This is a genomic window from Sorangium sp. So ce1504 (assembly GCF_051521635.1).
GTDB lineage: Bacteria > Myxococcota_A > Polyangia > Polyangiales > Polyangiaceae > Sorangium > Sorangium cellulosum_B.
Genome location: NZ_CP150365.1, coordinates 10,319,214 through 10,344,135, shown reverse-complemented (window position 1 = coordinate 10,344,135; position 24,922 = coordinate 10,319,214). Strand labels below are relative to the sequence as shown.

16 protein-coding genes are annotated in these 24,922 nt (G+C 73.4%); 7 read left to right on the top strand and 9 right to left on the bottom strand.

The window, feature by feature from the left end:
* Positions 1-216: 216 nt before the first annotated feature.
* Positions 217-1,206 carry a hypothetical protein gene (locus tag WMF39_RS38870; protein WP_437741519.1) on the top strand — a complete coding sequence of 330 codons (990 nt, stop codon included), beginning with the start codon at positions 217-219 and terminating at the stop codon, positions 1,204-1,206.
* A 454-nt stretch (positions 1,207-1,660) separates the two neighbouring features.
* On the top strand, positions 1,661-2,203 hold the full coding sequence (locus WMF39_RS38865) for a hypothetical protein (RefSeq protein WP_437741518.1): 543 nt from the start codon (positions 1,661-1,663) through the stop codon (positions 2,201-2,203).
* 33 nt (positions 2,204-2,236) lie between these two features.
* Here WMF39_RS38865 and WMF39_RS38860 read toward each other — a convergent pair whose 3' ends face one another.
* The 6 genes from WMF39_RS38860 to WMF39_RS38835 form a co-directional block, all read right to left on the bottom strand.
* On the bottom strand, positions 2,237-3,325 hold the full coding sequence (locus WMF39_RS38860) for an AAA family ATPase (RefSeq protein WP_437741517.1): 1,089 nt from the start codon (positions 3,323-3,325) through the stop codon (positions 2,237-2,239).
* 36 nt (positions 3,326-3,361) lie between these two features.
* Complete coding sequence (locus tag WMF39_RS38855) at positions 3,362-7,291, bottom strand: AAA family ATPase (RefSeq protein WP_437741516.1); 3,930 nt, start codon at positions 7,289-7,291, stop codon at positions 3,362-3,364.
* Between the two features lie 217 nt (positions 7,292-7,508).
* Entirely contained in the window at positions 7,509-8,534 is a 1,026-nt protein-coding gene (locus WMF39_RS38850) for an MvdD family ATP-grasp ribosomal peptide maturase (protein WP_437741515.1), read from the bottom strand.
* A complete protein-coding gene (locus WMF39_RS38845) occupies positions 8,531-9,523 on the bottom strand; it encodes an MvdC family ATP-grasp ribosomal peptide maturase (protein WP_437748089.1) in 993 nt (330 codons plus the stop codon). The genes WMF39_RS38850 and WMF39_RS38845 overlap by 4 nt, the downstream gene beginning before the upstream one ends.
* 51 nt (positions 9,524-9,574) lie before the next feature.
* Positions 9,575-9,811: a microviridin/marinostatin family tricyclic proteinase inhibitor gene (locus tag WMF39_RS38840; protein ID WP_272103913.1), complete on the bottom strand. Its 237-nt coding sequence runs from the start codon at positions 9,809-9,811 to the stop codon at positions 9,575-9,577.
* 367 nt (positions 9,812-10,178) lie between these two features.
* Positions 10,179-10,403: a microviridin/marinostatin family tricyclic proteinase inhibitor gene (locus WMF39_RS38835; protein WP_437741514.1), complete on the bottom strand. Its 225-nt coding sequence runs from the start codon at positions 10,401-10,403 to the stop codon at positions 10,179-10,181.
* 173 nt (positions 10,404-10,576) lie between these two features.
* Between WMF39_RS38835 and WMF39_RS38830 the strand changes: the two genes are divergently transcribed.
* The 5 genes from WMF39_RS38830 to WMF39_RS38810 all read left to right on the top strand — a co-directional run bounded on the left by WMF39_RS38830 (position 10,577) and on the right by WMF39_RS38810 (position 21,336).
* Positions 10,577-11,746, top strand: coding sequence for an HlyD family secretion protein (locus WMF39_RS38830; protein ID WP_437741513.1), 1,170 nt, complete (start codon positions 10,577-10,579; stop codon positions 11,744-11,746).
* Between the two features lie 128 nt (positions 11,747-11,874).
* Entirely contained in the window at positions 11,875-14,724 is a 2,850-nt protein-coding gene (locus tag WMF39_RS38825) for an ATP-binding cassette domain-containing protein (RefSeq protein ID WP_437741512.1), read from the top strand.
* Positions 14,721-16,979 (top strand): ATP-binding cassette domain-containing protein, encoded by a 2,259-nt coding sequence (locus tag WMF39_RS38820; protein ID WP_437741511.1) that lies wholly within the window; start codon positions 14,721-14,723, stop codon positions 16,977-16,979. The genes WMF39_RS38825 and WMF39_RS38820 overlap by 4 nt, the downstream gene beginning before the upstream one ends.
* Before the next feature lie 348 nt (positions 16,980-17,327).
* The gene (gene treZ / locus WMF39_RS38815; protein WP_437741510.1) at positions 17,328-19,274 is read left to right on the top strand and encodes a malto-oligosyltrehalose trehalohydrolase; all 1,947 of its coding nucleotides are present in this window, start codon (positions 17,328-17,330) and stop codon (positions 19,272-19,274) included.
* On the top strand, positions 19,264-21,336 hold the full coding sequence (locus WMF39_RS38810; protein WP_437741509.1) for an amylo-alpha-1,6-glucosidase: 2,073 nt from the start codon (positions 19,264-19,266) through the stop codon (positions 21,334-21,336). Before treZ ends, WMF39_RS38810 begins: the two co-directional genes overlap by 11 nt.
* Positions 21,337-21,367: 31 nt before the next feature.
* Here WMF39_RS38810 and WMF39_RS38805 read toward each other — a convergent pair whose 3' ends face one another.
* From WMF39_RS38805 to WMF39_RS38795, 3 genes are all read right to left on the bottom strand, one after another.
* Complete coding sequence (locus WMF39_RS38805; protein ID WP_437741508.1) at positions 21,368-21,988, bottom strand: Uma2 family endonuclease; 621 nt, start codon at positions 21,986-21,988, stop codon at positions 21,368-21,370.
* A gap of 229 nt (positions 21,989-22,217) precedes the next feature.
* The gene (locus WMF39_RS38800; protein WP_437741507.1) at positions 22,218-23,435 is read right to left on the bottom strand and encodes a cytochrome P450 family protein; all 1,218 of its coding nucleotides are present in this window, start codon (positions 23,433-23,435) and stop codon (positions 22,218-22,220) included.
* Between the two features lie 169 nt (positions 23,436-23,604).
* A complete protein-coding gene (locus WMF39_RS38795; RefSeq protein WP_437741506.1) occupies positions 23,605-24,864 on the bottom strand; it encodes a metallophosphoesterase family protein in 1,260 nt (419 codons plus the stop codon).
* Positions 24,865-24,922 lie beyond the last annotated feature (58 nt).

Here is a 24,922-nt window from a genome sequence, read left to right as displayed (position 1 = left end):
GCTCCTCGGATGACAGGCAAACGACACCCCGGCGGATTGGGGCCGCCAGGGTGCCGGCGCCTCAGCCTCGTGCCGGAGGACTGGAGCATGGGTAGGCCCATCGCGTCTTGGTTTGTTGGTTCCATTCTTCTCATCGGCCCAGCGACGTTCTTTGCATGTGGTGACGGGCCCTATATAGGCGGAAAGTGCGCGACCACGGATCACTGTCAGTCGGACGTGCAGTACATTCCAGGCACGATCTGCGTCGATGAGCACTGCGTATGCGGCGACCCGGGCAAGGTCATCTGTTGCGCGCGCGGCGAGAAGAAGCCGGGCTGCTTCGAGGAGTGCCGCACCTGCGACGAGTGCGCGGAGGGCACCGCGGAGTGCTCCGGGGTGCCCGTGCCGCCCGGCGGCTGCGAGAGCGACGCGGAGTGCCCCGAGGTGCCCGTGCCGCCCGGCGGCTGCGAGAGCGACGCGGAGTGCCCTGGCCCGCCGGACCCGCGGTGCGGCGCGGGGCGGTGCGTGGACGGCGCGTGCGCGGTGGAGATCCACAAGGGCCCGCTCGAGTCGCAGCTCCGCGGCGACTGCAAGATCGAGGAGTGTACCGCCGACGGCCGCGTGGTCAGCGCGGCGGCCCAGGATGTCTACGATGATGGCAACCAGTGCACCCTCGACGTCTGCGAGGTCGATGAGCCGCAGCACCTCCTGTTGAACGACGTCACGTGTCCCGCATCGGGCGAGGGGCGGTGCCATGAAGGCGCCTGCGTGCAGTGCTTCGATGAAGATCCGACGCTGGACTGTCCCGGTGGGCTCGCGTGCGACGGTGTCTGGTGCGTGCCGGGCCATTGCGTGAACGACGCGCATGACGTTGGCCTTGGGGAGACCGGCTTCAACTGCGGTGGCCCGTGTCGCCCTTGCCAGGCGGGCGATCACTGCCGTGTCGCGACGGACTGCACGAGCCGTGTGTGCACGAACGAGAGCTGCAGCATCCCGAACTGCAGCGACGGGGTGAAGAACGGCCGCGAGTCAGGCATCGATTGCGGCACGACGTCGTGCCCGCGCTGCGAGCCGGGCCGGGGCTGCGAGACCGGCGCGGACTGCAAGAGCGGCGTGTGCTGGGCCGGCGTCTGCGAGGCCCCCACCTGCACGGACGGCGTGAAGAACGGCGACGAGGCCGGCGTCGACTGCGGCGGTGAGGCGTGCGCCGGGCAGTGTCCGGAGTGAGCGTGTCGCCGGCGGCCACCTCGGGGACGGCGACGCCGGGGCTTCCCGGATCACTCCCTGAACCGTGAGCGTTCACCCGCGGGCGTTCAGCAGCACCTCGACCGCATCGGGAAGCGAGCGAGTGGCTTCTCGACAACCTCACCCTTGATAGCCCATCACCGCGGCGGGCCGCTCTCTGACGCCCGCATCGGGAGCTCTCCGCCGTCTGTCTCCGCGGCGAGCGCGTTCCAGGAACCAGCTGCCCTGCTCGACGCCGCGGAGGCGGCGCCGCTGCTTGGCGCCTGAGAGCACTCGCGCCTCGCAGGCCGGCGCGCGACGGGCGCAACCTCTGGACGGTACGACCCACGTCCATCGGGACGTCCCCGCCCGGATCCCGGTTGACGTCCAATTTCACCGTCAGTAGGACGGCTCGCGTCGTCACGTCGCTCGTCCGCTGGGGGAAAGGGGAGGTACCATGGGCACAAGAGGCTGGCAGAAGATCCCATGGGCGGTCGTGGTCGTCCTCCCGCTCCTCGCCGCACCGGCGCGAGCAGGAGCGGCCGAAATCAGCGCCGGTGCGAGCCTCGGGTGGATTCAGATCGGCGCCGATTCTCGCCCCGCGGTGGGTCCACAAGCGGCGATATCCTGGCCCTTCGAGCGAGACTTCTTGTTCACGGTCCACGACCTGTGCACCATCCTCCTGGCGACCCAGGACGGCGGGCTCGGTGTCTACAATCAGACATCACTCGACGTCGGAGTTACGTGGGAGGACGGTCATTTCAGTCTGGGGCCATCGATCGCGCTCTACGACATGCCGTCGTGCGGCGTCGCCTTGTGCGGGCGCGTCGCCGGGGTGGCGATAGGCGGGCATGCGCAGGTCAACTCGTACTTCGCAGGGCCGCTGGGCTGGTCGACGAGCGCCCATGTGCAGTGGCTCGGCGGGGATAGTCCTGTGCTTCCGGGCCACGCGGCCTTCGTCGTCGTCGCTGGTCCCGTGCTTCGATGGATCATCGAATGAACACGAGGAGACCTCTGTCGTTGATGGCGGACGTCATTCCTCCTCCGCCGCGCCGCTCGCCAGCACTGTCTCTCCACCATTCTTGCCAAGCTCGATGAGCCGGCAGGGCGTCGCCTTGCGGATCCGCTCCGCCAGCGGGCGGGAGTGCGTCGTGATCCACAGCTGGCTCCGGGATGCCGCGTGCACAAGGAGATCCCCGAGCGGCCCGAGCAGATCCGGATGCAGGCTCGTCTCCGGTTCGTTCAGCGCCATCAGCAGCGGTGGCCTCGGGCTCAGCAGCGCCGCCAGGAGGCAGAGATAGCGCGCCGTGCCGTCCGAGAACTCGCGGGCGTCGAGCGGCCGCGACATCCCTGGCAACCGGAGCTCGACGCGGAACCGCCCCTGCGTCGAGGAGACCTCGAGCGACGCGCCAGGGAACGCGCTGGAGACGGCATCCTTCAAGGCGCCCCTGTCGCCGATATCGAGGATCGTCGCCAGCGCCGCGGCCAGATCGTGGCCATCGGTGCTGAGCACAGGCGTCCGCACCCCGACCTGCTCGACCCGCAACGGCGCGCCGGAGTCGGTGCGGAAGTGGTGATAGAACCGGAAGTTCATCAGCTTTTGCCGCACCACCGAGAGCAACGGAAAGCGGTGCGGCTCCACCACCTGCGCCAGCACCGACTCGGAGCCCCAGAGCGAGAAGGGAAAGGTCACGCGGTGGCCGTCCGCGTCGCGCGCGAAGGCCGAGCCCGCGGCCCGCTCCAGCATCGGCAGGCGGCGGCGCTTGTCGAGCAGCCAGAGGTTCTCTTCCTTGATGTCCGGGTCCAGCTCGAACGGCCCTCCAGGCGGCGGCGTCAGCCCGCACTGAAGCTCGTAGACGAGCTGATCCAGCCGTACCCGCAGCGTCATCCGCACCGGGCCTTTGCTGCGCTGGCCGGCCCAGAGCACCGAGGGCATCCCCCCCTCCTCGGCCAGCGTGCGCGCAAAGGTCCCGCTCGCCGCGGAGCCGAGCAGCACCATGGTGCGATAGAGGTTGGTCTTGCCGACGCCGTTCGGTCCGACGATGACGTTGACCTGCGCGAGGGGGAGGGTCAGCTCGCGGATCGAGCGGTATCCCGCGACGTGGAGCTCCTGGACCGTCATCCCGCCCAGGATAGCCTATCGCGGTGACCGGCCTTGCTACCGCAGGCGGTGCTCGCGGAGCACGTCGGCCGGCACCGCCTCGCGCGCGAGCTCGCAGAGCCGCGCGTGGTGCGTGAAGAACAGCACCTGCGTCGTCCCCGCGAGCTCGCCGAGCACCGCGAGGGCGGCCCGGGCGCGGTCGTCGTCGAAGTGGATCAGGATGTCATCCAGGATGAGCGGTATCGGCTCGCCCGTGCGGGCGTGGTGCTCGAGGCTCGCGAGGCGCAGCGCGAGGTAGAGCTGGTCGCGCGTGCCGTCGCTCAGGCCCGTCACGTCCACCTCGCGCTGCACCGGCGCCCTCGCGGGCTCCGCCGCTGCGTCCGCGGGCGCCTTCGCGGGCTCCGCCGCTGCGTCCGCGGGCGCCTTCGCGGGCTCTGGCGCTGCGTCCGCGAGCGCCTTCGCGGGCTCCGCCGCGCCGTCCGGCGCGGGCGCCCTCGCGGCCGCTGCCCCGCCGACCGCCGCGCCGGACGCCGCCGCGCGGACGCAGCGGATGATCGCCTGCTCGCTCTCGTCGTAGCCCACCCGGAGGCCGGCGAAGGCGCCCAGCGTCAGGCGGTGGAAGAGCGCGCTCGCGCGCGCCAGGATCGGGCCCTGGTTGCGCTCGCGGTAGCGCTCGATCTCGCGCTCGAGCAGCACCGCGGCGAGGCGCGCCCGCACGTAGCGGCGCACCTCGCCGCGCAGGTGCGAGAGGCAGATCTGCGCCTCCGCGGCGGCCTCCGCGGCGCCCACCGTCGCCCGGAGGTGCTCGCGCTCCTGCTCGAGGCTCCCGAGCGCCCTGTCGATCCGGCGCCGCTCGTCCTCGAGCGCCGCGAGGCGCTCCTCCGCCCGGTCGAGCTCGAGCGCGAGCGCGTCCCGCTCCACCCCGGCGGTCTCCTGCTCGAGCGCGGCGATGCCCGCGCCCTCGCCCGCCTCGAGGAGCTTGCCCTCGTTCTCGACGAGCTCGCGGTCGAGCCGGCGCGCCTCGCGCGAGCGCTCCTCCGCCAGGGAGAGCGCGGCGACGTCGTCGGCGTCGTCACCGCCGCGCGGGACGCCCGCCGCCTCGAAGAGCTTGGCGAGGCGCGCCTCGGCGGCCGCGCGGCGCGCCTCCTGCTGATCCAGCTCGCGGCGCTTGTCGGCGAGGCTCCGCGCGATCTCGCCGCGCTCGCGCAGGTCGGCGCGCGCCTTGTGGTGGCGCTTGATCAGCTGATCGGCGGCCTGATCCGCCGGCAGCGGGGCGAGATCCGGCGCGTGCCGGGACGCGAGCTCCGCGACGTCGGCCCCGAAGGCCCGGGCGTCGCGCTCCATGCCGCGCACCCGGCGGCGCTCGTGGGCGGCGCTGTCCGCCTTGCGGAACAGCGCGCCGAGCTCGTCGAGGATCGCCGTGGCCTCGTCCGCGGAGGCGTCGCCGGGCAGGCCGAGCGGCCGCACGCCCTCGGCCCACTCGGCTCGCCACGCCTCGAGCGCGCGCGCGTGCTGCGCCTGCTCGCGCTCGAGGTCCTCGATCTCGCGCTCGAGCTCCTTGCGCTCCCGCAGGAGCTCCTTGCGCTCCCGGGCCGCGCCCTCGATGGCCGCGAGCTCCTGCTCCGCGGCCTCGACGAGCGCCGGGAGGTGCGCCGGCGCGTCCTCCAGCGCTCCGGCCGCGTGGCCGCGCGAGCCCGCGCCGGCCGCGTCGCCGCGCGAGGCGCCCGGCGCGGCGCGTGCGCCCTGGAGCGCCGCGTGGAGCTCGGCGGCGTGCGCCTGCATCCGGGCCCGCAGCGCCTCGGCCTCGGCCTCCGCGGCGCGCAGCCGGTCGACCGTGGCGGTCAAGGCCGCGTAGCGGCCGAGCCAGCCGCGCATCTCCTCGGGGGAGCGCGGGGCGACGCCCGCGGGCCGCCACAGATCGAGCCACACGGCCTCGGCCTCCTCGGCCCGGCGCGCCAGCGCGGCGCGCTCCGCGGCGAGCTGCGCCTGGTCCGCCTGGGCCCGCGCCTCGTCCGCGAGCAGCCGCGCCAGGCGGGCGACCCGGTCGGCCTCGCGGCGCAGCCGATCGGCGAGGGCGTCGGCGGCGCGGACCAGGTCGGCGTAGTCGTCGGGCTTCCCCCGGGCGGCCGGCGGCTCGTCGCGCGCGGCGAGCGACGGCCTGCGCCGCCCTCCGGGCGAGGCGGGCGCGTCCGCGCCGATGTCGAAGAGCGAGGCGGTGTGGATCGACGCGGCCGCCGCGCGGGCGCCCGCCTTCGCCTGGAGGGCGCGCACCAGCGCCTTGAAGGCGGCGTCCCGGCGCTCGCGCGCCTCGGCGAGGTCGGCCTCCGTGGGGACGGCGCCGGCGCGCTGGAGCGCGTCGATCTCGCGGGCGCTCTCGCGGAGGCGCGCCTCGATCTCGGCGGCGCGCTCGCCGAGCCGCTCGCGCTCCCGGGCGAGCGCGCCCCACTGCGCGGCCGCCTGGTCGACCGTCTCGGGGAGCGGGACGGGCAGGGCGCTCGCCTCGGCCGCGGAGAGCGGCCGGCCTTCGGGCGCGCCGCCCGCGTCGAGGCGCGCCCGCTTCGCGGCCGCGCCGAGGCCGAGCCGATCGCGCTGCACGTCGGCGTCGCGGGCGAGCTGCGCCGCCGCGGCGGCGGCCTCGCGGAGGCGGTGCTCGAGGTCGCCCTGCTTCTGCGCGCGAGAGAGCGCGCCGCGGAGCGGGGCGGGGTCCTCGCCCGGCGGCAGCTCGGCCAGCCTGCGCGCGCAGGCGTCGCGCCGCGCGCGGTGCGCCGAGAGCAGCCGCTCCACCTCGCGCGGCTTGGCCTCGGCGGCGCCGCGCTCGCGGGCGAGCTTCTTGATGCGCGCCTCGGTCGCGACGTCGACGCGCATCGCCTCCAGCCGCTCGGGGTCGTCGCCGCCGGCGAGCGAGGCGTCCCGCCCGAGCCTGCGGAGGATCGCGCGCGCGTCCTCCTCGACGCCGTGGAGCTCCGCCCGGACGCGCGGCAGGTCGACGGCGGCCTTGCGGTGGCTGCCGAGCCGGGTCACGAGGCCGTCGATCGCGCTCGCGTCGAGGTCGGCGAGCGACGCGGGGACCTCCAGCGCGGCGTGGCGGGCCTCGAGCTCCGCGATGTCGGCGCGGAGCCGCGAGGCCTGGGCGCTCGCGTCGGCGGCGCGATCCTGGGCGTCCTCGCGGTCGCGCTGCGCGCTCTCGGGCAGCAGGACGACGTGGCCGAGGGCGGCGCGCCGGCCGAGGATCGCGCGCCGCGCCTCCAGCAGCGGGAGCACCCGGAGCGCGCGCCGGAGCCGCTTGTCGGTCGACCGGAGCGCGCGCAGCTCCGCGTCGACGCGCTCCTGCTCGGCCCGCTGCTCGTCGATCTCCTGCCGCTTGCGCGTCCAGTCCGCGGGCGGGTGAGCGGCGCTCCTCGCCCCGTTGCGGGCCGCCTCGAAGGCCTTGATCGCCTCGTTGAGGGGGCGGGTCCTCGCCTGGGGCGTGAAGATCTCGTCCGCCTCCTGGCGCAGCGTGGCGAGCTGCTGCTGCAGCCCCGGCCCGCCGAGCCCCGCGCCGAACAGGCTCTGACCGACGTCGCCCTTGCCCTGGAGCAGGGCCTCGGCGCCCTGGCGGAGCGTCTCGTGGGTGAGCCCGAAGGAGGTCCGGAAGAGCTCCTCCGTCACGCCGCCGAGCACCGGCGCGAGCGCGGCGTCGTCGAGGGGGTTGTCGTCCGGGTCGCGGAGCGTCTTCACGCGCCCCTTGCGGCGGACGAGCGCGAGCGCGGCGTCGCCCCTGCCCGCGAGCCGGCCGCCGACGCGGAGATCGGTGTTGTGGTGCACGTGGGCGTCGGGCGTGATGTGCGGGATGCCGTAGAGCAGGCCGCGGATCGCCCGGAGCGCGGTGCTCTTCCCGGCCTCGTTGGGGCCGTAGACGACGTGGAGGCCCGGCGACGGCGAGGAGAAGTCGAGCCGGAGATCCGTGAAGGGGCCGAACGCGAGGAGGTGGAGCTCTAGGATCTTCACGAGATCGCTTGCCGGGCGCAGGGGGCGGTGCCCTCCCCTGAACGGATAGCAAGTGCGGAACCTCCGGGCGTTGTCAAGCCGCACCGCGCGGCGCCGGGGCGCGTTGCGCGGCGCCCGTCCGTCCGGTGAGGGGAGCGACAGGTCGTGTCGTGCTGGAAGCGGCAGGCGGGCGGGCGGAGGGCACCGAGCGTCCGCTCGGCGGCGCTGCGCCGCCGGATCAGCGGGGCTGCGTCGCCGGCGTGTGGAGGAAGGCGCTCCACGAGCCGCGCCGCGGCGCCTTGCCGAGCAGCACCTCGGCGAGCGCCTCGCTGATCGGGAGCCCGGGGTTCCGCTCCAGCCAGAAGAACTCGCCGGACGGGTTGACCTCGAGGAAGACGTGCCGACCGTCCGGCGTGCGGAGGATATCGATCGCGCCGTAGTTGAGGCCGAGCTGATCCATCAGCCGGAGCACGCCCGTCTCGACGTCGGGCGGGAGCATGTCCTTGCGCCAGGCGTCGATGAGCTCGATCCCCTGCCGGCGCCAGTCGACCTCGGCGCCGGGCGCCGCCTGCGAGTCGACCGAGGCCGTGAAGACGCGCTCGCCCACGACCGTGACCCGCAGCTCGCGCGCCTTCGGGATGTTCTCCTGGAAGGTCATCGGGCAGAGCGAGAGCCCCCGCATGTCCGCGAGGTCCTTGGCCTCGAGGGCGTTCGTGAAGACCACCTGCTCCTCGCCGTCGCGGTAGACGGCGAACGACGAGAGCATCTTGGCGATCACCCCGCCCGGGCAGGTCGCGGCGAAGGCCCGCGCCGCCTCGGCGTCGTTGGTCGTGAGCGTGCGCGGCGTGTCGAGGCCGACCTCGCGCGCGATGTCGAGCTGCACCTGCTTGTTCGACGCGAAGCGCACCGCCGGCAAGGGGTCGACCTGCGGGACGCGGAACGCCGCGAGCATGCCCTCCGCTGTCTGCTTCGCCTCGTGGACCGACGCGCTCCGGAGCTGCGGATCCATCGACGAGGGCAGCCTGGCGCCGTAGGCGACCCGGCGATACCAGACGGCGGTCACGTCGCCGAGGTCGAGGGCGCCGTCCCGGGTGGTCAGCGTGGAGCGGCCCGCCCCGGCCCCCGACGAAAGCGAGAGCCGCGCCCCCGCCGGGAAGGCGTCGGTGTCGAAGCGGAAGGCCCGGCCGCCCAGGCTGGCGATCGCGGCGGCGACGCGGTCGATGCACTCGTTGTCTTCGCTGTGCGTGATGATGAGGACTGTCACCGGTTCTCCGTCGGAGCGAGCAGCGCCTCCGCCAGCGCGTCGGCGATCGGCAGGCCGAGATCCCGCTCCAGCATGCCCCACTCGCCGGCGGGGTTCACTTCGAGAAAGACGTGCTCTCCGTCCGGCGTCCGGATGAGGTCGACGGCCCCGAAGACCAGCCCGAGGGCGCGAAGGAGCGCGCCGAGCTGCGCTTCGACGTCGCGCGGGAGGGCGTCCGGCTCCCACCCGATGCCGATCTCGCTCACGTCCGGGTGGCGCCAGTCGACCGCGACCGACTCGTAGCGGGTCGCGTCGAGCGCGCCCGGGAAGCACCGGCCGTCGACGCAGGCGACGCGGAGCTCGCGCGCCTTGGGGATGCGCTCCTGGAAGATCATGGGGCTCTGGCGCAGCCCGGAGAGGGCGTCGAGATCGGACTCCGCGACGGCGTGCGTGAAGACGAAGGGCGCGCCGCCAGCGAGGCTGGTCGAGAAGGGCGTGAGCATCTTGGCGACAACGTTCCCCCCGAGGCGCGCGAAGAGGCCGCGGACCTCGGCCGGGTCGTTCGTCACCACCGTCTCGGGGACGCGAAGGCCGACCGACGCGGCCGCCGCGAGCTGGCGCAGCTTGTCCTGGGCGCGCTCCTCGGCCGCGGGCTCGTTGATCCAGCGCCGCGCGGGGAGCCCGCGCAGCCAGCCGGTCAGCGCCGCCATCGACTCGCGCACGCACGCGCCGCGGTACTCCTCGGGGATGCCCTCGCCGAGGTCCGGCGCCCAGAGGCGCCGGAGCCAGACCGCGGAGATCTCGTCTCCGCCGATCGCGGCCCCGGCGTCCTCCAGACGGCGGCGCACGCCGCCCGGCCCGAGCGCCGTCGAGAGCGTGATGTCGCGAGGGAACCGGTCGACGTCCAGGCGGACGGGGCGAGCGCCGCGCCTTCGCAGCGCCTCCGCCACACGCCCGATCCCGAAGTCGTCCTGTGAGTGCGAGACCAGGAGGACGCTCGCGCTCGCCATCGTCACGTCAGGGTACCTCTCTCGCACCGGCGCGGGCGGTCCATGCGGTGATCAGGCCTCGTCGCCGTCCGACGGGTACTTCAGCGTGGTGAAGATGGGGTCCTTCCCGCCGCCCCCGCCGTCCTCCTGGTCCGACGGGTACTTCAGCGTCTGGAAGGGCGGCCTGCCGGCCTTGACGCCGGTACGGACGCGCTTCTGATCCTCCAGGAAGCGAGCGAAGAACGGCACCGCCTCGGCGTCGTCCTTCTGCTCCTGCTGCTCGGGCTCACGGTTGTCGATATCGGCCATGGGATACCTCCAGATGGTTGCGTTGCCGCGGCGACGGAGCCGCCGAGGGCAAGAGGGCTAACATAGCGAGCAGCCAGGCGGGGGCGCAAGCCCGAGGGCGATTTTCGGCGCTCTTCAGCGCTTTTCAGCACGATTGCAACGGCTCGACGTCGCAATTCCGCGATCCCGTGATTCTTTGATTCCGCTGCTGCGGCGATCTTTCAATCACGGGCGCTTTACTGTGTTGAATCGTGTTGAGCTTGGTTACGCGTCGTCACGCTTCGTTAAGCGTCGTCACGCGTCGTTGCGGAAGGGACGCGATGTTGCGGGCGATTTCGGTGGGTTCCGCTCGGCCGCGGGCGGTTACCCGCCGCGCGGCGTTCGCGGTTCACTTCACGGCCAGCTCTTCGTCGCCGTCGGAGGGGTACTTCATGGTGACGTTCTCGTCCCGGTCCGACGGGTACTTGAGGGTCTGGTAGATGCCGCCGGCTTTGACGCCGGTCCGGATGCGCTTCTGATCTTCCAGGTAGCGAGCGAAGAAGGGCACCGTCTCCGCCTGCTCCGTTTGCTCGTTCTGCTCGTTCTGCTCATGATTACGATCGATATCAGCCATGGGGGACCTCCAGATGGAATGGAATGACTATCTCGCGGCGGAGCCGCGGAGGAGAGCATTCATTCAATCGGCCCGCGCTGCACGTGAAGTTTTGCCAGGCTCATCGCCTTCGCCCCGTCGATGGGTGCGACTTCCTGCGCATCCTTCGCTCGTGTACCTTGGCGCGACCCCTCATGCCCGCCGGGTTCTCACGCTCGATCCACGCGATCGCGACCGACGGCCATCGCGGCTCGATCGTCGGCGCCGCGATCGGCGCGCTCCTGCTCGGAGGCTGGCTCGCGTGGTTCTTCCTCGCGCGCGTCGGGCAGTACGAGGCGAGCGTGAGCGCGCGCCTCGAGGTGGGGCAGGCGGCCCACCGCGTCGAGGCGCCCCTCGGCGGGAGGGTCGCCTCGGTCCGCCTCGACCTCCTCGGGGCCGAGGTCGCCGCGGGCGACGTCCTCGTCGAGCTCGACGTGGAGCCGCTCCGCCGCGACATGGACGACAAGCAGGCCCGGCTCTCGGCCATCGCGGGGCAGATGGGGCCGCTCCGGGCCGAGATCGCGGCGCGCTCGCGGGCGCTGCGCGACGGGGCGGAGGCGGCGCGCGCCCGCATCGACGAGGCGAAGGCGCGGCTCAAGGAGGCGGAGGCGGGCGCGCGCTTCCAGGAGCTCGAGGCGGCGCGGGCCGTTCGCCTCCGGCAGGACGGGCTCGTGTCCGAGGCCGAGGCGGCGCGGCTCGCGGCCGAGGCGCTGTCGCGGCGCTCGGCGACCGAGGCGCTCGACCGCGCCGCCGCGCGGGCCGGCGTCGAGCGACGCACCGGGCAGAGCGAGCAGCAGGCCGAGCTCGCGCGGCTCGACCGCGAGGTGGCCTCGCTCGAGGGGGAGCGGCTCGTGCTGGAGGCGACGATCGCGGGGCTGCTCGCCGAGATCGAGCGGCGCAAGATCCGCTCGCCCATCGCCGGGCGGGTCGGTGAAATCACGGTGCTGCGGGCCGGCTCCTTCGTGCGCGAAGGGGACGTCGTGGCCGCCGTCGTCCCGCCCGGCGAGCTCAGGGTGATCGCAGAGTTCCCGCCCTCCTCCGTCGGGCGGATCCGCGCGGGGCAGGCGGGACGCCTGCGCCTCGACGCGTTCCCCTGGACCGAATACGGCACCCTGGCGACCACCGTCGAGCGCGTCGCCAGCGAGGCGCAGGAGGGCCGCATCCGCGTGGAGCTCGGCGTGCGCCCCGATCCCGCGTCGCCGATCCCCATGCAGCACGGGCTCCCCGGCAACGTCGTCATCGAGATGGAGCGCGTCTCGCCGGCGTCGCTCGTGCTGCGGGCAGCAGGGCAGATCGTGAGGGTCCGCGGCGGAGCGGACGGGTGAGCCAGGGCGCCGATCGACGATCTTCGCCACGATCCGCGCCGGAGCGAGCAGCGAGCGCCGATCCCCGCCGCCGGCCGCCGAGCGCGAGGCGGAGGCTCCTCGCGCCGGAGGTCGTGCAGACGTCGGCGATGGATTGCGGGCCAGCCACGCTCAAGTGCGTGCTCGAGGGCTTCGGCGTCGGCGTGAGCTACGGGCGCCTGCGCGAGGCCTGCCAGACCGACGTCGACGGCACCTCCATCGACACCCTCGAAGACCTCGCGGAGCAGCTCGGGCTCGTGGCCCAGCAGATCCTCGTGCCGCCGGAGCACGTGCTCCTCGACGAGGCTCAAGCGCTGCCCGCCCTGGCGATCGTGCGGCAGTCGACAGGGCCGCTCCACATCGTCGTGATCTGGCGCCGGCACGGCGGCCTCGCGCAGATCATGGACCCGGGCACGGGGCGGCGCTGGGTCACGCGACGGCAGCTCGAGGCCGAGCTCTACCGGCACGAGCTGCCCCTGTCCGCGGCGGACTTCCGCGCGTGGGCCGCGAGCGACGGGTTCACGCGGCCGCTCGGGCGCCGGCTCGCGTGGCTCGGCGCAGGGACACGGCCGATCGAGGCGGCGCTGTCGGACCGGGACTGGCGAGCGATCGCCGCGCTCGACGCCGGCGCGCGCCTGGTCACGTCGCTCGTGCGCTCCGGCGGCCTCGGGCGCGGACGCGAGGCCGCGCGCGTGCTGGGCGCGCTGCTCGACCGAGACGCCGAGGCCGACCGGGAGGAGATGATCCCGCCCGGCTTCTGGACGGCGCGTCCGGGGCCGGCCGACCCGCCCGGGGAGGAGATGGTCCTCACGCGGGGCGCCGTGCTCGTGCGGATCCGCGGGCGGCGGCCGCTCGGCTTCGCCCGCGCGCCGGCAGGCCGCGACGGCGCGCCGGGCGCCTCCGCCCCCGAGCCCCCGGTGCACGCCGAGGCGGTCGCTCGCGGTGAGGTGGCTGCTCGCGGTGAGGTGACTGCTGGCGGCGAGACGGCGGCTCGCGGCGAGGCGCGCCTGCCCCCCGACCTCGCAGCTGCCCTCGCGGAGCGCGAGATCCCGCCTGCGCGCGCGCTCCTCCGGATGATCCGCGAGGACGGCCTGCTGACGCCCGCCGTGCTCGCCGGCGCGCTCTTGCTCAGCGTCGCCACGGTGGTGCTGGAGAGCCTCCTCTTCCGGGGCCTGCTCCAGATCTCGAACGATCTCGCGCTGTTCGAGCAGCGCCTCGCCGCCCTCATCGCCCTCGCGGCGTTCCTCGCGGTGGAGCTCGCCCTCGATCTCTCGCTGACCACGGGGATGATCCGGCTCGGGCGCCACCTCGAGGTCCGGCTGCGGATGGCGTTCCTCGCGAAGATCCCGCGCATCGGCGATCGCTACTTCCAGAGCCGCCCGGCCTCGGACATGGCGCAGCGCGGCCACAGCTTGCACGTGCTCCGCGGCCTGCCCGCGTTCGGCGGCCAGATCGCGCGCTCGGCGCTCGACCTCGCGGTGACCACGGCCGCGATCGTCTGGATCGATCCCGGGAGCGCGCGCCTCGCCGTGCCGGGCGCCGCGCTCGCGCTGGCGCTGCCGTTCGCGGGGAACCGCGTCCTCGTCGAGCGAGACCTGCGCGTCCGCACCCACGCCGGCGCGCTCACGGGCTTCTACCTCGACGCGCTCCTCGGCCTCGTGCCGATCCGGGCGCACGCGGCGGAGCGGGCCGTGCGGCGCGAGCACGCGAGCCTGCTCGGGGAGTGGGCGCTCGCCGGCCGCGCCCTCCTCCGCGCCGCCCTCGCCGTCGACGGGGCGCAGGCGCTGATCGGCTTCGCGCTCGCCGCGTGGATCCTCGGCGATTTCCTCGCCCGCGGGGGCGCCCTCTCGCGCGCGCTCCTGCTCTTTTACTGGGCGCTCGCGCTGCCCGCCATCGGGCAGGCGCTCGCGAGCACGCTGCTCCAGTACCCAGGGCACCGCAACACGGCGTTGCGCTTGCTCGAGCCGCTCGGCGCGCCGGAGGAGCTGCGCGCCGGCGCCCCCGTGCGCGCGCCCGCGGCAGCGGCGCCGCTTGCGCAAGGGGCCGCCGGCGGCGCGGGCTGCGCGATCGCCTTCGAGCGCGTGCGCATCCAGGCGGCCGGTCACGTGATCCTCGACGGGGTGGATCTGAAGATCGCGGCGGGCAGCCACGTGGCGATCGTGGGCTCGTCGGGCGCGGGGAAGTCGAGCCTCGTCGGGGTCCTGCTCGGCTGGCACCGGGCGAGCGAGGGCAGGGTGCTCGTCGACGGCCGCCCCCTCGACGGCGAGCGGGTGCGCGCGCTGCGCGAGGAGACCGCGTGGGTCGACCCGGCGGTCCAGATCTGGAACCGATCGTTCCTCGACAACCTCCGCTACGGCGCGCCCGACGACGCGGCCGACTTCGGCGCCGTCGTCGAGGAGGCCGAGCTGCGCGAGGTGCTGGAGCGGCTGCCGGAGGGGCAGAAGACCCTGCTCGGCGAGGGCGGAGGGCTCGTCTCCGGCGGCGAGGGGCAGCGGTTGCGCCTGGGCCGGGCGATGCTGCGGAGCGAGGCGCGGCTCGCGATCCTCGACGAGCCGTTCCGCGGACTCGACCGGGAGCGCCGCCGGGCGCTGCTCGCCCGGGCGCGGCGGCGTTTCCGGCGCGCGACGCTCCTGTGCGTCACCCACGACGTCGGCGAGACGCGATCGTTCGAGCGGGTGCTCGTCGTGGACGGCGGGCGCGTGGTCGAGGACGGGGCGCCGTCCGAGCTCGCGGCGCGCCCCGGCTCGCGCTACCGCGCGCTGCTCGAGGCCGAGGCAGCGGTGCAGCGAGGGCTCTGGTCGAGCGGCGGGTGGCGCCGGCTGAAGGTCGCGCGCGGGCGCATCGCCGAGGCGGCAGGGGAGGGCGCCGAGGCGGCAGGGGAGGGCGCCGGAGCGGCAGGGGAGGGCGCCGGAGCGACGGGGGAGGGCGCCGGAGCGGCAGGGGAGGGCCAGCGGAGGTGACCGCCGAGGCGCAACCCGGGTGGGAAGCCCGGCCGGACGGGGCGGAGGCGCAACCTGGGTGGGGGGCGAGGCCGCAACCTGGGTGGGGGGCGCGGCCGGACCACGCGGTCGATTCGCTCGGCGCCCTCGAGTGGCCGGCGGAGCGCCTCGGCGACGCGCTCGAGGCGCTCGCGACGCAGAGCGGCCTCGGCCCGCGCGCTGTCGCGGCGCCCGTCCCGGCCGCCGGGCACCTCCGCAGCGCGGACGCGCTCGGGGCGTGGATCGATCAGGCCGCGGCGTACCTCGGCGTCGAGGCGGAGCCGATCGCGGCGCGCTACGACGAGATCGGCGAGGCGCTCCTCCGCGTCGCGCCCGCGCTCGTGTGGCTGCGTGACGGCGGGGCGCCCCGCTTCCTCGCCGTCGTGGGGCGCAGGGGGCGGGACCTCGCGGCGCTCCGCGCCGACCGCTCCACGGCGCGCGTCCCGGTCGAGGCGATCGCCGGCCGCATCTGCCGCCCGATCGAGGCGCAGGTGCTCCCGGAGATCGAGCGCGTCCTCGCGCGCGCAGCCGTGCGGCCGCGGCGGCGCGCGCGCGCGCGGCGGGCCCTGCTCGACGAGCGCCTCGGGCCCGTGATCGTCGACGGCATCTGGAGCCTGCGCCTGCCGCCGGGCGCGCCGCTCGCGCGGCAGGCCATGGCCGCGCGGATCCCGCGCCGCCTCCTCGGCCTGCTCGCGGCCCACGCGGCGGCCTACACGCTCTGGATCCTGGTGTGGATGACCGTGGGGCGCAGCATCCTCGACGACCACCTCGACGAGGGGTGGCTCGTCGCCGGCGCGCTGCTGCTCGCGACGGTCGTGCCGCTGCGCCAGCTCATGTCGTGGCTGTCGGGCCTCGTCGCGATCGACTCGAGCGCGCTGGTCAAGCAGCGCCTGCTCTCGGGCGCGCTCGCGCTCGACGCCGAGGAGGTGCGCAGCGAGGGCGCGGGCCGCTTCCTCGGCCGCGTGATCGAGTCCGAGGCGATCGAGGGGCTCGCGATGGGCGGCGGCGTCGCGGCGGTCGCGTCGGCGTTCGAGCTCGCGGCGGCGGCGGCCGTGCTCGCCCAGGGCGCGGCGGGCGCGATCCATGCGCTGCTGCTCGTCGCCTGGGCGGCCCTGGTCGTCGCGCTCTGCGTGCGGTTCTACCGGCGGCGCGCGCGCTGGACCGCCGCGCGGCTCGCGATGACGCACGACCTCATCGAGCGCCTGGTCGGCCACCGGACCCGCCTCGCCCAGGAGCGCCACGGCCGCTGGCATCACGGCGAGGACGAGGCGCTCGCCCAGTACCTGCTGCTGTCGCGCGACATCGACCGGAGCCAGATCGAGATCGGCGCGCTGATGCCGCGCGGCTGGCTCATCGCGGGCATCGCCGGCCTCCTGCCGCCGTTCCTCGCGGGCACCGGCTCCGCCGGGGCGTACGCGGTCGCGCTGGGGGGCGTCCTGCTCGCGAGCCGCGCGCTCCAGGGCCTGTCGGGCGGCCTGTCGAGCCTCGCCAGCGCGGCGATCGCGTGGGAGCAGGTCTCCACGCTGTTCCAGGCGGCCGCCCGCGGCGGCCCGCCGCCGCCGCCGCTGCCCCCCGACGCGGGGCGATCGCCGGCCCGCGCGCGCGAGGGGGACGCCGAGGCCCGCGCGGCGGTCCTGGAGGCGCACGAGCTGTCGTTCCGGCACAAGGGACGGGCGCGCCCCGCGGTCGTCGACGTGTCGGTGCGGATCGCGGCGGGCGACCGCATCCTGCTCGAGGGGCCCTCGGGCGGCGGGAAGTCGACGCTGAGCGCGCTGCTCTCGGGGCTGCGCGCGCCCGACGCGGGGCTGCTGCTGCTGAACGGGCTCGACCGCCACATGCTGGGCGCCGCCGCGTGGCGGCGCCGCGTGGCCGCGGCGCCGCAGTTCCACGAGAACCACGTCCTCGCCGGGACGTTCGCGTACAACCTGCTGATGGGCAGGCGCTGGCCGCCGAGGCCCGACGACCTCGCGGAGGCCGAGGAGATCTGCCACGAGCTCGGCCTCGGCGAGCTGCTCGGCCGGATGCCGGGGGGGCTGGAGCAGGTGGTGGGCGAGACGGGCTGGCAGCTCTCGCACGGCGAGCGGAGCCGGCTCTACATGGCGCGCGCGCTGCTCCAGGGCGCCGAGGTCGTCGTGCTCGACGAGAGCTTCGCGGCGCTCGACCCGGAGACGCTGGAGCGAGCGTTGCGCTGCGTGCTCCGGCGCGCGCGCACCCTCGTCGTCATCGCCCACCCGTAGCCGCGGAGAGCGCGCTTCATCGCCTTCTATCGCAAGGTCGTCAAGCCCACTTCATGGCATCTCCCCATCTCGATGGGTCGACTCCTGTCTCGTTTTATCTCCTTCGTGTTCACGAACACATGCCTTGGGCAAGGAGGAAGCCCAGCGGCGCGCGAGCTTCAGAGCGAGCCCACGTCGCGCAATTTCGCCACACAGACACCGCCGACCTCGATGTCGGTTTGCTCCTGAACGCTCTCAGGCAGCTCCGTAAGGCACGTTGCGCTCGACAACTGAGCAGTGGCAGCGGTAGCGTCGTCATGTGCATATCGGCGCTGGACGTCATCTGTGTTGCGCCTAGAATTCATTTCAATGCTGGAGTTCAAGACGGAGAGGCGGTTGCCCATCGGCGCAGAGGTGCTCGTCGGGAAAGGAGTCCACTTCCGTGTCTGGGCGCCGGCCAGGCGCAAGGTCGAGGTCGTCCTGGAGGCCGGGCCGGGGAGCGGCGGGGCCGCCCCGCTGCGGCCCGAGGAGGGCGGTTATTTCGCGGGGCTCGTCGCGTCCGCGGCGAGCGGCACCCGCTACCGGTTCCGGCTCGACGACGGCGAGGCGCTCACTCCCGATCCCGCCTCGCGGTCGCAGCCGGAGGGGCCGCACGGGCCCTCCGAGGTGATCGATCCCGGCGCGTTCTCATGGAGCGACGCGGCATTCCGGGGCGCCCCGCGGAAGGGGCAAGTCGTCTACGAGATGCACATCGGGACCTTCACCCGGGAGGGCACATGGGAGTCCGCCGCCCGCGAGCTGCCGGAGCTCGCGCGGATCGGCGTCTCCCTGATCGAGCTGCTGCCCATCGCCGAGGTCCCCGGCCGCTTCAACTGGGGGTACGACGGCGTGAACCTCTTCGCGCCGACGCGCCTCTACGGCAGCCCGGACGATCTCCGCCGCTTCGTGGACGCGGCGCACCGCGCCGGGATCGCGGTGATCCTCGATGTCGTCTACAACCACCTCGGCCCGGACGGCAACTACCTCGGCCAGTTCTCCGGGGACTACTTCACCGATCGTCACAAGACGGACTGGGGAGCGGCGATCAACTTCGACGGCCCGCGATCCGAGGCGGTGAGGGAGTACGTCATCGCCAACGCCGGCTACTGGATCGACGAGTTCCACCTCGACGGGCTCCGGCTCGACGCGACGCAGAACATCTACGATGGCTCGAAGGACCACATCCTCGCCGCCATCGCGCGCCGCGTGCGGGAGGCGGCGAAGGGCAAGGAGACGTTCCTCGTGGCCGAGAACGAGTCGCAGGAAGAGTGGCTGATCCGCGCCGCCGAGCGGGGCGGCTACGGGCTCGACGCGATCTGGAACGACGATTTTCACCACAGCGCCAAGGTGGCGCTCACCGGCCGGAGCGAGGCCTATTACGGCGATCACGAGGGCTCGCCCCAGGAGCTCCTCTCCGCCCTGAAGCACGGGTTTCTCTTCCAGGGGCAGCGCTATCACTGGCAGAAGCAGCGGCGAGGGACGCCGGCGCTCGGCGTCGATCCGGCCCGCTTCGTCCTCTTCCTGGAGAACCACGATCAGGTCGCCAACACCGCGCGAGGCGAGCGGCTCTGTCGCATCGTGAGCCCGGGCAGGCTCCGGGCGATGTCGGCGGCCCTGCTCCTCGCCCCGGGGACACCCATGCTCTTTCAAGGGCAGGAGTTCGGGTCCTCGGCGCCGTTCCTCTTCTTCGCCGACCACAACCCCGAGCTCGCCCCGCTCGTGCGCAAGGGCAGGGCGGAGTTCCTCGAGCAGTTCCCGTCCTGCTCGTCGCCGGAGGTCCGCGCTCAGCTCGACGATCCGAGCGACCCGCGGACGTTCGAGCGCTGCAAGCTCGATTTCTCCGAGCGCGAGCGGAACGCGGACATCTACGCCCTCCACGAGGACCTCATCGCGCTCCGCCGGCGCGACCCGGTGATCCGGGCCCAGCGCCCGCGCGGCGTCGACGGGGCCGTCCTCTCGGCCCACGCCTTCCTCCTGCGCTACTTCGGCGACGACGGCGACGACCGGCTGCTCCTCGTCAACCTCGGGCGGGACATCCATCGAGGGTCGTTGCCGGAGCCGCTCTTCGCCCCGCCGCCGGGGCGCCGCTGGGAGACGTCGTGGTCCAGCGAGTCTCCCCGCTACGGGGGCCAAGGCAGTCCACCTGTCATCACCGAGGAGGGCGTCCACATCCCGGGCGAGGCGGCGATCCTCCTCCACCCCGTGGTCGGGACGCCGGTGCCCGAGAAGACGAGCGCGAGCCCGCGCCCAGAGGAGCCCAAGAAGCATGTACGCTGACGAGATCTGCCGGAGGATGGTCTGGTCCCGGGGCGCCGCCCCCACCTCGCAGGACGACGCCGAGCGCGGCTCGGACCCGCTCACGCGGGAATGGCTCGTCACGAACGGCCTCGGCGGTTACGCGTCGGGCACCGTCTCCGGCGCGGTGACTCGCCGCTTCCATGGACTGCTGATCTCCGCGCTGCCGGCCCCCCTCGGCCGCACCATGATGCTCAGCGATCTCTCCACGCGGATCTTCACCGCGGAGGACAGGGTGTACCAGGTGGGCGGTCAGGAGCCCTGGCTCGACGACGGCGCCGCGCAGGTCATCGATCTCGCCGAGTTCCGCCTCGAGGCCGGGCTCCCCGTCTGGCGCTACGAGGGCGCGGGGATGGCGATCGAGCGGCGCCTCCTCATGCCCCACGCGCAGAACACGGTCCATGTCACGTACACGCTCGTCGAGGGGACGGGCCCGGTGCGGATCGAGCTCCAGCCGTGGGTGAATTTCCGGCCGCACGAGGGCGCGCTCGATCGGCCGGTGGCGGGTTCCTATGCGCTCACCGTGGTCGAGGATCGCTACGAGCTCGCGTCGCCGGGCGACCTGCCGCCGCTCCGGCTGAAGGTCCAGGGCGCTCGGGCCGAGTTCAGGATCGAGAGCGCCCGCCTGCGCAACGTGCGCTACCGGATCGAGCAGAGCCGCGGATACGACGCCGTCGGCGAGTTCTACAGCCCTGGCCGCTTCAGCCTCGAGCTCCCGGTCTCCGGCAGCGCGACCCTGATCGCGTCCACGGAGGCCTGGGAGACGCTCAACGCCCTCTCCACGGACGAGGTGCAGCGCGCGGAGCGCAAACGCCGGACACGGCTCCTGCTCGCCGCGACGCCCGAGGTCCGCACCGGGCCGGCGGCGGAGCTCGTCCTCGGCGCCGATCAGTTCCTCATCAGCCCCGCGGGCCGCGTCGAGGACGCCGCCCGCGCCCGGGCCGCCGGGGACGAGGTGCGCACCGTCATCGCGGGCTATCACTGGTTCACCGACTGGGGCCGGGACACCATGATCAGCCTCGAGGGGCTGACGCTCGTCACCGGGCGCCACACCGAGGCGGGCTACATCCTGCGCACGTTCGCCCATTACGTGAAGGACGGGCTCATCCCCAACATGTTCCCGGAGGGCAAGAACGACGGGCTCTACCACACAGCCGACGCCACCCTCTGGTTCTTCCACGCGCTCGATCGCTACCTGGCGACCACCGGGGATCGCGAGACGCTCCGGCTCATCCTCCCCACGCTGATCGATATCGTCGAGCACCACACCCGCGGGACGCGCTTCGGCATCCGCGCCGACCCGCAGGACGGCCTGATCCGCCAGGGGGAAGAGGGGTACCAGCTGACCTGGATGGACGCGAAGGTCGGCGACTACGTGGTCACGCCACGCCGGGGGAAGGCCGTCGAGATCAACGCGCTCTGGTACAACGCCCTGCGCCTCATCGAGCGCTGGGCGCGCGAGTCCGACGGCGACGGCGCGGCGAATCGCTACGGCGCGGCCGCCGAGCAGGTCAAGGCCTCCTTCAACCGGCGCTTCTGGTCCGAGAAGCACGGCTATCTCTACGACGTGCTCGACGGCGAGCAGGGCGCCGACGACGCCTTCCGGCCGAACCAGCTCCTCGCGATCTCGCTGCCTCACCCCGTCCTCGAGCCCGCGCGCTGGAAGGGGATCGTCGATCAGGTGAAGGAGCGGCTCTGGACGCCCGTGGGCCTCAGGTCGCTCGCGCCGGGGCACCCGGACTACAAACCGAAGTACTTCGGCGACCTCCGCGCGCGGGACATGGCCTATCACCAGGGCACCGTGTGGGGGTGGCTCATGGGCCCGTTCATCGACGCCTGGCTGAAGGTGTATCCCACCGATCTCGGCGGGGCGCGGCGCCTGCTCGAGGGCTTCGCGCCGCACCTCGACGAGGCCTGCGCCGGCTCGATCAGCGAGATCTTCGACGCCGAGCCGCCGTTCACGCCCCGCGGATGCGTCGCCCAGGCGTGGAGCGTGGCCGAGGTGCTGCGCGCCTACGCCCGGACGGCCCCCTCGGGAGGCTGAGCGCGTCCTGCCGGCAGGGAGCGCCTCGGCCTCACCTCAGCGCCGCGCGCAGCGCGTGGACCGCCTGGGTCTGCGTCGGCTGATCGAGGAACCCCGCGAGCCACGCAGGATCGAGCTCGGGAAGGAACGCGCTTCGCGCGCGGGGCTCGTACCGCTCACCCGAGAGCGCGAAGATGCGGAGGCCCTCGTCGCGGTCCCGCACCCAGACCTCGGCGACGCCGAGGCCACGGTAGATCTCCAGCTTGTCGAGACCTCCGTGCGTCCAGACGACCTCGAGCGCCAGGTCTGGCACTTCTTTGTTCGTGTCGCCGACGATGTAGCACTCGTCGGGCTCGGCCCCGCGCTCCTTCGGCGCATTGCGGAGCGTCCACGCGCCGTATCCGCTGAGCTCGATGCCGCGCCCATCGCAATAGGCTTCGAGGAGCCGCGCGATGGTTTTCTTGACCCCTTCATGACTGCGGGACGGGCTCATCAGCTCGATCGCTCCGTTCAGGTAGTACATGCGCACGCCGGCCCGGTCCCCACGCACAGCGAGGAGGATCTCGTAGTCCTTCCACGTCATCCCATAGAGGATGACGTGCTGGTCGCTCTCCTCGTGACGGGGCCGCGGTCGCTCGGCCTCGGGTGCGGCGTTCGTCGGGACAGACTGCATGGGCCAGAGGATACCCGATGGTGGAGCCGGCGGCGAGCGCTGGCAGGCGCCGGGCGCTTGCTTCCATCATTGCGTGGCGACTCTGCGTCACCGCTCTCCTCCCGGCGCGCTGATGGCGGGCCGCTCGCGCTTAAAGGGGATTCTCATCACGAAAGCCGCTGCGGCGCAGCAGACCGAGTGACCTGAAAGATGTCCGACAAGTCGGCGTCCAAGGAGCTTTATGTGCTCCTCAGAACACCACAGGCACCGCCGCCGGGCCGCGGATCATGGGCCATTCGCTCCACACGATGTCGCGCGGCGAGGTGGCGAGCTCGATGCGCGGCAGCCTCCGGAGGAGCGTCGAGAAGGCGATCGCCGCCTCGATCCGCGCGAGCATCGCGCCCAGGCAGAAGTGGATCCCGCTCCCGAAGCCGATGTGCCGGTTCGGCGAGCGGCCGATATCGAAGCGGTCCGGATCCGGAAAGTGCTCCGGATCCCGGTTCGCGGCCAGGAGCCCCGCCGCGACCCCTTCTCCCGCCGGCACGCGGGCGCCGAACAGCTCGATGTCCTCGAGCGACCAGCGGATCGTCGAGAGCTCTGCCGGCCCCTCGCAGCGCAGCACCTCCTCCACCGCGGAGCCGACGAGCCCGGGGTCCTCGTCCAGCCGGCGCCGCTCCGCGGGGTGCGAGAGCAGGAGGAACATGCCGCTCGCGATGAGGTGCACGGTGGTCTCGTGGCCCGCGACGAGCAGCAGGAACACCATGCTCGAGAGCTCCGCCGGGCTCAGCTTGTGCTCCTGCTCCTCGGCGAGCAAGAGGCCGCTGATCAGATCGTCGCGCGGGGCCTTGCGGCGCGCGTCGGCGAGCGCCCGGAAGTACGCCGCGAACTCCTCCACCACGGGCTGGGCGCGCTCCACGAACTCGCGATCTTTCGCGGGCGCAAGGAGGATCTTGGTCCACCGGCGGAACCGGCCGCGATCCTCGAGGGGGAGGCCGAGCAGCTCGGCGATCACCGCGGTGGGGAGCGGAAACGCGAAGTCTGCCACGAGCTCCATCCGGCGCCTGTCGATCACCGCGTCGATGAGCCCGTCCGCGATCGCCTGGATGCGCGGGCGCAGCCCTTCCATCATCCGCGGCGAGAAGGCCCGCTGGACGATGGCCCTGAGCCGCGTGTGATCCGGCGGATCGGCGTCGAGCATGTGCTGATCCATGAAGGTCGTCCGGTCGCTGAGCGGGAAATAACGCCTGCGCACCTCGTCGGGGAGCTTGCGGAAGTCGCGGATCAGGCGCGGATCCTTGAGGAGCTCCACGCAGTCGTCGTAACGCGCGGCCACCCAGATGGGCACGTCGAGGCGGGGGTGAATGAGGCGATGCAGGCGCCCCGCGGCCCGCATGCGCGCGTAGATCGCGTGCGGCTCGGCGCGGCTGCTCGGATGGAACAGCTCCGGAAAAGCGTCCTGGTCGACCATGATTCCCCCGTTTCATGGCGTCCGGACGTTCGAGGTGATGCTCGCGTCACGCCGGATCGCGAGGTGTGCATGGTGGAGAACCGCGCTCCGTCAAGCGGCGGTCGGAGGGCTGCGCGCCGTCAGGTCGCGGCGTCGGATCTCGGGCGCGCCGCGGGAGCGCGCCCGACCTTCAGGGCGCGTCGCTCGCGCCGAGCAGCCGAGAGATCAGCGTGTGCTCCACGTCCTCGAGCGCCTCGCGCAGGAACGCCAGGTCGTCGAGGCGGATCGCGTCGTCCCCCTCGCGCGCCTCGACGGGCAGCTTGTTCCTGAGGCTCGCGAACTCGCGCAGCAGCGAGGACAGGCCCGCCTCGTCGTCGCGCAGCGCGCGCAGCGACCGCGTGAGCTGGCCGATCGCGTCGTCCCGCTCCTCGAGCGCGCCCACCTGGAGCGGCGAGATCGTCCGGGAGAGCACGCGCTCGATCCAGAGCGCGCCGCCGAGATCGTTGGCGATCGCGCGGATCTGCCCCGTCCATCGCTCGAAATCGGCGCGGAGCGCGGCGTGCGCCTTCGTCGCGCCGCACAGGAAGACCCGCGCGGCCAGCGTGCGCCCGTCCGCCTCGGCGAGGCGCCGCTCGAGCTCCTCCCGCGTCAGATCCACGATGTCGTCCGCGCTCGCGGCCGGGGAGAGATCGACCTCGCAGGCGCTCCAGCGCACGACGTCGAGGGGGCGGTGCTCGACCGAGGTGATGCGGCCGTCGTCCACCGCGACGAGGAGGGCGCCCTTCTCGCCGGTCTCGCGGGCGTGGCGGCCCTGGAGGTTGCCGGGGAACGCGATGTACGGATCGCGCGAGAGCACCTCCCGGGTGTGCACGTGGCCGAGCGCCCAGTAATCGTATCGCTTCCCGACGAGGGTGTTCAGGCTGCAAGGAGCGTAGTTGTCGTGGCCCTCGCGGCCGCCCAGGCAGGTGTGGAGCATGCCGATGTTGAAGAGGCCTGCCCGCGCGTCCGGATAACCCGCGGCGAGATCGTCGGTGACGGCCTTGGTCGCGAAGCTCTGTCCGTGGACGGCGACCCCGAGCCGATCGAAGACGATGGATTCGGGGCGGCGGGGATCGAGCCGCCGGGCGTTCTCGGGGAGCTCCAGGTGACGCGTGATGTTGCTCTCGGCGTCGTGATTGCCATAGAGGAGCACGACGTCCACCCGGGCGGCGCGCAGGCGGGAGAGCTGCGCGGCGAAGAACAGGCCCGTGCTGTAGTCCTTCCAGTCGCCGTCATAGATGTCGCCCGCGAGGAGCAGGAGGTCGACCTCCTCGGCGAGGCAGAGGTCCACGAGGTTCTCGAGCGCGCGGCGGGTGGCCCCGCGGATCTGCTCGACAGGGGCGCCCGGGTAACGGTCGAGCCCGCGGAGCGGGCTGTCGATGTGGAGGTCGGCGGCGTGGACGAACTTCATGACTGGCGCGGCCCGAGCTTAGCCGCTCGGCGCCGGGAGCGCTGCTCATCCGATGAGG

Coding starts and splice junctions, on each gene's coding strand:
- WMF39_RS38865 (WP_437741518.1), top strand. CDS start 1,661: ATGGGCACAAGAGGCTGGCAGAAGATCCCATGGGCGGTCGTGGTCGTC.
- WMF39_RS38860 (WP_437741517.1), bottom strand. CDS start 3,325: ATGACGGTCCAGGAGCTCCACGTCGCGGGATACCGCTCGATCCGCGAG.
- WMF39_RS38845 (WP_437748089.1), bottom strand. CDS start 9,523: ATGGCGAGCGCGAGCGTCCTCCTGGTCTCGCACTCACAGGACGACTTC.
- WMF39_RS38840 (WP_272103913.1), bottom strand. CDS start 9,811: ATGGCCGATATCGACAACCGTGAGCCCGAGCAGCAGGAGCAGAAGGAC.
- WMF39_RS38835 (WP_437741514.1), bottom strand. CDS start 10,403: ATGGCTGATATCGATCGTAATCATGAGCAGAACGAGCAGAACGAGCAA.
- WMF39_RS38830 (WP_437741513.1), top strand. CDS start 10,577: ATGCCCGCCGGGTTCTCACGCTCGATCCACGCGATCGCGACCGACGGC.
- WMF39_RS38825 (WP_437741512.1), top strand. CDS start 11,875: ATGGATTGCGGGCCAGCCACGCTCAAGTGCGTGCTCGAGGGCTTCGGC.
- treZ (WP_437741510.1), top strand. CDS start 17,328: ATGCTGGAGTTCAAGACGGAGAGGCGGTTGCCCATCGGCGCAGAGGTG.
- WMF39_RS38810 (WP_437741509.1), top strand. CDS start 19,264: ATGTACGCTGACGAGATCTGCCGGAGGATGGTCTGGTCCCGGGGCGCC.
- WMF39_RS38805 (WP_437741508.1), bottom strand. CDS start 21,988: ATGCAGTCTGTCCCGACGAACGCCGCACCCGAGGCCGAGCGACCGCGG.
- WMF39_RS38800 (WP_437741507.1), bottom strand. CDS start 23,435: ATGGTCGACCAGGACGCTTTTCCGGAGCTGTTCCATCCGAGCAGCCGC.
- WMF39_RS38795 (WP_437741506.1), bottom strand. CDS start 24,864: ATGAAGTTCGTCCACGCCGCCGACCTCCACATCGACAGCCCGCTCCGC.